Below are 6,858 nucleotides of genomic sequence, written 5' to 3'. Positions count from 1 at the left end.
ATCTCTCCGGGAGTGAGACGTGTGGAGAGATACCCCTCACCCAACCGAGCTTGCTGCACTGTCCTACATGCCCTCTCCCGCAAGGGGAGAGGGCGCTGCATTGAACAGCGCATCGACACACTCCGCTGTCATCCCGGCGCACGCCGGGATCCATAACCACAGGGAGCCGTTTGAGGCAGGCGCGTGGTTGGCATCTCGGGTCTCATAATGGCTGCGGAGTATGTGTCCCGGATCAGCGCTGCGATGCGCTACGCGCGTCGCGGCTTGTCCGGGACGACGGTGGAGCGAGAGGACGGATTCACGGTTCAAACAGCTGCGGCGGAGTTGGGACATGCCGGCGCACTCTCGCGGCCATCAAGCCCGAGTCATGCGATCAGTTCGTCCCTCGCAAATCGTGCAGAGGGCGCAGGGAATGCCGGGTGAAGGCCTCACCCATGGCCCGCCTGCGAAAAAGAATGCAGGCGGCAGGTACCACAGGCAAAGCCGAACACGCCGGCATTCCCTGCGCGACGGGTTGACGGCTGCTTCGCGATCTCCCCGGTGCGCCGGCTTGTTGGCCACCGTATCGCGACAATGCGCTTGCACGCATTGCGCGGACCTCAGCTTCGGGAGGCCAGGACCACGCGACTTGACCGTCCGTGACAGCTCGTTCGTCCGCACGTCACAAGGACATGCTGCGAGCTATCGCGGCCATCGCATCCCCGCCTCGCGTGTCGTGACGATCGCGCGCAACGCCCCTTCTGCGGTGAGGCGGGATGGGTGGAGATAATCATGATTTCCGAAAAATAGCAAGATGATTATTTTTTACGGAATTCAACGCGCCGACCCGCGGCTGCTTCTCCTCACCCTGAGGAGCCCGCCGCAGGCGGGCGTCGCGAACGGCGAGGCCACCGGCTGGACCTCATGGTTCGAGACGCGCCGCGAACGAATATCTTGCCCCAGCACGGCAGGAGGGGCGCGGCGATCCTCACCATGAGGTTCTGGCACCCAAGGGGGTCCTGCACACCGACCATGAACACGCCGGTCGGCGTGTTCATGGATATGTTAAGCGCTGTAGCGGGCTCTGCACATGGAGAGGGTTTGTCAGTTGACCGCGCACATGGAGCATCGGCCCGCGCGGGGAAGCTGCACCTCACGTCACCGCCGACCGGCGCGGCTCCGTTATGGCATCCACGGCCTCGGCGCCCTCGCCGCGCCAGTGCAGGATCTCCATCGCCAGGACCGGATGGTTGAAGCCCTTGAGGTGCAGATCGTCGATCGGCCTGGCGTCGACCTGGTGCTCGACCACGCCGTAGACACGGCGCGACGCGATCACCTGGCCGGCCTTGGCGGCGTCGCAAAGGCGCGAGGCGAGGTTGGTGACGCTGCCGATGGCGGCATATTCCAGCCGGTTCTCGAAGCCGACCTGGCCGAGCGTGGCGTAGCCCACGGCGATGCCGACGCCGAAGCCCAGGCTGTGGCCGCGGTTCTTCCAGCGCTCGGTCAGCCCGCCGATCTCCTCGCGCATCTCAAGCGCCATCTTCACCGCGCGCGTGGTGTGGTCCTCGAACGGGATCGGCGCGTTGAACAGGATCATCACGCCGTCGCCGGCGTAGCGGTCGAGCGTGCCTTCATATTTGAAGATCAGCTTGCCGAGCGCGGCGTGATATTCGCGCAGCACGTTCATCGCCTCTTCGGGCTCGGTCGTCTCGGTGAACGCGGTGAAGCCGCGCAGGTCGCAGAACACGACCGTGACCTCGCGGCGATGGCTTTCGAGCAGTGCATCGTGGCCGTCGGACGACGCGATGATCTGCGCGACCTGCGGCGCCAGGAAACGCTCGAGCCTGCGGATGCGCTCGATCTCGGCGAGCTGCGTCTCGACGCGGTCCTCCAGCGACTTGTTCCATTCGCGCAGCTGCTCGGTCTGCTCGGTGAGCTTCTCCGCCTGCTGCTGGACGGTGGCGTGGGTCAGCGCCAGCTCGCGGCCCTTCTGGTCGACTTCGGTGAACAACCGCGCATTGCGCATCGCCAGCACCGCCTGGTTGGCAAAGGTGCGCATCAGGCCGATCAGGTTCGGCGGGAAGGCGCCGGCGGATCGCCGGAGCACGACGAGCGCACCGAGCACGCCCTGCTGGTCGACCAACGGCGTGAACAGCACGGCATGGAAGCCGGCGGCCACCGCCACCGCGCGCAGCGGATGCTCCGGCGCAGTTTCGAGCTCGGCGATCGCGATCGGCTCACCGCTGCGCACGGACTCCGACAGCAGGCTGGTCTGCTCGTCGAGCACCTGATGCGCGCCGTCCTGGTCGACGCCCTTCGCCTCCACCAGCTTGAAGCGGCGTTCGGCGGCATCATAGGAATAGATCAGCACGGCGTCGGCCGTGGTGATCTCCAGCGCGCGGGCCGCCACGGTCGGCAGCACGGAATTGAGATCGAGCGAGGACGCGACCGCGCGGCCGACCTCCTCGAGCACCTTCAGCTCGTTGATCGATTGCGCGAGATCGCGCGTGCGCTCCTCGACCTTCGCCTCCAGCTCGGCATAGGACTGCGCGAGCTGGCCGGCCATGCTGTTGAACTGATCAGCCAGCTCCTCCAGCTCGTCATGGGTCTTCACCTCGATGCGCTGACCGAAATCTCCGGCGCCGAGCCGGCGCGCGCCGGCGCGCAGCGCCGTGATCGGCACGAGCATGCGCCGCGCCAGCAGCGAGCCCGCGAAGATCGCCACCGCCAGACCGAGCGCGATCAGGAGCGCGCCGCGCAACAACTGATCGCGGATCGGGGCCAGCGCGTGCGCGGTGGATTGCTCGAAGACCACGACCCAGCCGAGCTTCGGCAACGTCGCCGCCGCCGTCAGGACGGAGTGCCCGGTGCTGTCCGTGCCGGACGCCAGCGGCTGGCCGTCCGGCGTCAGCATGGCGGCGACCTGCGGCAGCTTGGAAAGATCCTGTCCCACAGGCGGCCCCTTGGCGGAGCTCGCCAGCACCTGGCCCTTGGGATCGACGACATAGGCGATGCCGACCTTGCCGACCTGCGCCTCGGTCATGAAGTCTTCGAGGAAGTCGAGATCGATGTCGGCCACCGTGACGCCGGCATTGAAGCCGGAATGCGCGACCGAAATCGACATCATCGGCTGCGCGCCCTTGAAGGTGACGGCCGAGAAATTGCTGCCATGGGTGACGGTGTCGGTGAAGCGCAGATCGCGGGAGAGATCATTGCCCGAGGAGAACGAGATCGAGGTGCGCGACACCCGGAGCTGCTCATGGCCCTGGCCGTCGAGCTGATAGAGCTGCCGCACCGCCGGCGCCTGGCTCAACAGCTGCACGTAGTCGGCGCGGCGCAGCTCCAGCGTATTGGCGCTCGCCCGCGTCACCCAGCTGATCTGGCGCTGCAGGTCCGACAGCGCCTGGTCGATGCGCCGGGCGCTGGCATCGGCCTTTTCGGCCATCGCGGCGGTGAGGCTCGCCTTGGTGGACTGATAGCTGATCCAGGTTTCGGTCGCGCCGTTCACCGCCAGGACGAACACGACGAGCCCGACCAGCGACACGACATATTTGGCGAACAGGCCCTGCCGCAGCGACCAGCCTCTGTTCTCGACCCCGTTCATCCGGACCCCTCGCGCGGCATCGCCGAGGTGAGACCCCCGGATGAGCGCGTCCGCCGCCATCCCTACGGCAGCGACACATCAGAAACGGGCCTCTCATGCGCTGAGCTGCTCCGCCACTGACATCCGTCTAGCACAGAATGCGGTGCAATACGGCTCAGATGCGGGAGCCACCCACATCAGGCGATGATGGCTCAAATGGCGGCCGACATCCTCCTCCAAATGGAGGAGGCGAGCCAGATAACAGGTCTTATTTTACCGATTGAAGATGCGCTTCAGCACATCGTTCATCGGCTGACTGTCCGCCGCGCTGTCCTGCGGGCCTGCGGGATTCCCGCCCGCAGAGGGCCCCTGGCCGGCATCAGTCGGAGATGGCGCCGGCGTGGCCTGGGGAGCCTGCAGCAGCGGAGCCGCGCTTTCGTTCGGGTTGAGCGTCCGACCACGGCTTCGCGCCGCCGGCTGTGTGCCCTGCTGCAGCCCTTGCTGGATCAGACTGCCGATGGCCGCGCCGAGGTCGCCGCCGAGCAGGTCGGACTGGCCGGCAGCCGGCGCCTGCGGGTTGGATGTCGAAGGCGCAGTGCCGGGACTTGCGCCTCCGCTCCCCGGCGTCGCGCTTCCGATCAGGCCGCCGATGCCGTTGATCAGGTTGTTGAGCCCGGCGCCGTCCTTGCCGAACAGGCCCTGCCCCATCTGCTTGAGCTTGGCATAGGCCGCCTCGGGATTGTCGAGGATGCCGGCCATGTCCGGATAGAACCGCGGCTGGCTCCAGGGGCCGTCGATGACGACGGGAATGCCGAGACCCACGGGATCGGCGGTGCGGCCCTGCCCTTCGGTGGTCATCACCAGCTTCGGCTCGACCCGCAGCGCCAGCGCGCGGTTGCCGAGGTCGATCGTGCCGGCGCCCGTGACCTTCACCAAAGGCCCGACCAAGGTGAGATCGCTCGTCACCGCCTGCCCGCGCTCGACCTGGAACGAAGCCGAGAGCTGGGTGAGATCGGTGGTCAGCTCCTTGGAGTCCTGCCAGCCGGACAGCGGGTTGGTGGTCAGCGAGCGGATCATCTGGGCGACGTTGATGCCGCGGATCGCGCCATCCTGGAACAGCAGGAAGGCCGAGCCGCTGAGATTGCTCATGATCGCCTGCTGGCTGGCGCCGCTGGAGCGCAGCGCGAGCTTGCCCTGCAGCCGCGCCGCGAGCTTGTCGAAATCCGCGATGCTCGTGAGCAGCGGCAGCGCCTGAAGCCCGGTGAGGTCACAGTGCATCGCATAGGCCGGATTGCCGGTGGAGGCGTCGACCACGACCTCGCCGCTGACCTGGCCGCCATAGGCGCCGAGATTGGCGACCGTCGCCTTCAGCAGGCCGCCGGCCAGCGAGGCCTCGAGATCGAGCGGCCCGAGCCGGGCGCCGGCGAGACCGACATCGGTCGCCGACAGCTTCACCCGTGCGTCCAGATAGTTCAGGCCGCGCAGATCGATCGCTGCCGTGCTCCATCCGGACGCCCGCGACGAGGTCTGCGCGGCGGGGCTCGCCAGGTCCAGCCGGCGGACGTCGAGGTCGACCTTCACCAGCGGCTTGCTGGCGAGGTCGACCGAGGCCCAGCCGTTGAAATCGCCATCACCGAGCGTGCCGCTGAGGCCGTTGATCATCACCAGCGGCCCGTTCAACCTGATGTCGGCACGACCGGCCAGAACGCCGGAGAATGCGCTGGCCATACCGATCTTGAAATCGACCGGCACGGTCTGGCGATCGACCGGCAGCGACGGGGCAGCCGCGGTGAGGTCGAAGGTGACCGGACGATCGCCGGCCCGCGCCGTGCCGTCGATCCTGATCTTGCCGTCGTCGTTCAGCGACGCCGTCGCGGCGATCGCTTCGAGACGGTTCTCGACCCGGTCGCGCGGGTTGGAGAGAATGACGGCGCCGTCCTTGACGGTGACGCTGGTGATCCGGACCGGCGGCGCGGCGTCCGACTTGGCCGCGGCGCGGGTGCGCGGCGCATTGTCGCGCAGGCGCTCACGCAGCAGCGGCAGATAGAGCGTCGGTCTGTCGATGACGATCTCGCCGATCTCGGGCCGGCCCGACCACAGGCTCGACAGCGCCATGCCGGCCTGCAGCCTGGCGATCGCCAGCCGGTTGTTGCCGTCCTTGTCCTTCGGATCCTGCAAGGTGACGTCGCTCAGCGTCGCCTGCAGCGACGGCCACAGGCTGACGCTCGCCGAGCCCGCAATGGTCAATTTATAGCCGGTGTCGCGCTCGACGCGGTCCTGGATCGCCACCGTCAGGAAGCTCGCCGGAAGTCCGAAGGCGAGCGCGAGTGCGAGCACGACGATGACGGCGCCAAGCAGAACGCCTGCGATCTTCACTGCTTTCATGTCGATGTCCCAAGCGCTGCGGCCGAGCGGTCTCCACGGGTTAGCATGCGGCAACGCCGACCCGGTTCAATCTGAATTTTCCCGGAACGAAGATCGCCCTGAGAGCGACCAACCTAGTCGTAAGCCCATGCGCCGTTATGTGACTTGTGACACACTTCCGCCAGCGCGGATTTTGTAACTGGGGCCCTGAAACCACCGCCGAAGGTATAGTGATGAGCAAGCAGGCCGAATTTGCGGTCATTCTGAAGATGAACCCGATGTTCGCGGATCTCGGATCCGACGAGCTGCAGCGCATTTCGAACCTGTGCCACACCCAGCATCTGTCGTCGGGCGAGGTGTTGTTCCAGAAGGGTGATCCCGGCAATGCGCTGTTCGGCGTCCGCCGTGGCCAGATCCGCATCGAGACCGGCGCCACCGACGGCTCGCGCTTGACGCTCAACTTCATGGGCCCCGGCGATCTGTTCGGCGAAGTCGCCGTGCTCGACGGCCAGGAGCGCACCGCTGACGCCACCGCGGGTGAGACCACCGAGCTGTTCGTGTTACGGCGCGAGGATTTTCTCAGCTTCCTCGAGCGCGAGCCCAAGGTCGCGATCAAGATCATCCAGCTGTTGTGCCAGCGCATCCGCTGGCAGAGCGAGCGGATGGAGGAATCGGTGCTGCAGCCGCTGCCGATCCGGCTGGCGCGGCGGCTGTGCGCGCTGGCGGAGGATTTCGGCTCCGAAGTGCACATCTCGCAAGAGCAGCTCGGCGTGTTCGTCGGCGCCGCCCGCGAGAGCGTCAACCGTCAGCTCCAGTCCTGGCGCAAGGACAAGATCCTCGACCTGCAGCGCGGCCGCATCCTGCTGCATGACCTCACCAGGCTCAACACGATCGCCCGCAACGAATAGGCGGCGAGCCACGTCGCCAAGCGC

General features: G+C 66.8%; 3 protein-coding genes. 1 reads left to right on the top strand and 2 read right to left on the bottom strand.

The genetic code is table 11. The features are described 5' to 3' along the window. Nucleotides 1-1,132: 1,132 nt before the first annotated feature. A complete protein-coding gene (locus NLR35_RS32965; protein WP_257170722.1) occupies nt 1,133-3,583 on the bottom strand; it encodes an adenylate/guanylate cyclase domain-containing protein in 2,451 nt (816 codons plus the stop codon). A gap of 252 nt (nt 3,584-3,835) precedes the next feature. Next, nucleotides 3,836-5,947, bottom strand: coding sequence for an AsmA family protein (locus NLR35_RS32960; protein WP_257170721.1), 2,112 nt, complete (start codon nt 5,945-5,947; stop codon nt 3,836-3,838). A gap of 212 nt (nt 5,948-6,159) precedes the next feature. Here NLR35_RS32960 and NLR35_RS32955 point away from each other — a divergent pair, with 212 nt between their 5' ends. Next, nucleotides 6,160-6,834, top strand: coding sequence for a Crp/Fnr family transcriptional regulator (locus tag NLR35_RS32955; protein WP_257170720.1), 675 nt, complete (start codon nt 6,160-6,162; stop codon nt 6,832-6,834). The last annotated feature ends 24 nt before the right edge of the window (nt 6,835-6,858 follow it).

Source organism: Bradyrhizobium sp. SRS-191, from assembly GCF_024586915.1.
GTDB lineage: Bacteria > Pseudomonadota > Alphaproteobacteria > Rhizobiales > Xanthobacteraceae > Bradyrhizobium.
This window is presented reverse-complemented; position numbering and strand designations above follow the sequence as displayed.

Excerpts from the sequence above, each read along its gene's own strand:
- NLR35_RS32960 (WP_257170721.1), bottom strand. The coding sequence starts at position 5,947 with ATGAAAGCAGTGAAGATCGCAGGCGTTCTGCTTGGCGCCGTCATCGTC.
- NLR35_RS32955 (WP_257170720.1), top strand. The coding sequence starts at position 6,160 with ATGAGCAAGCAGGCCGAATTTGCGGTCATTCTGAAGATGAACCCGATG.
- NLR35_RS32965 (WP_257170722.1), bottom strand. The coding sequence starts at position 3,583 with ATGAACGGGGTCGAGAACAGAGGCTGGTCGCTGCGGCAGGGCCTGTTC.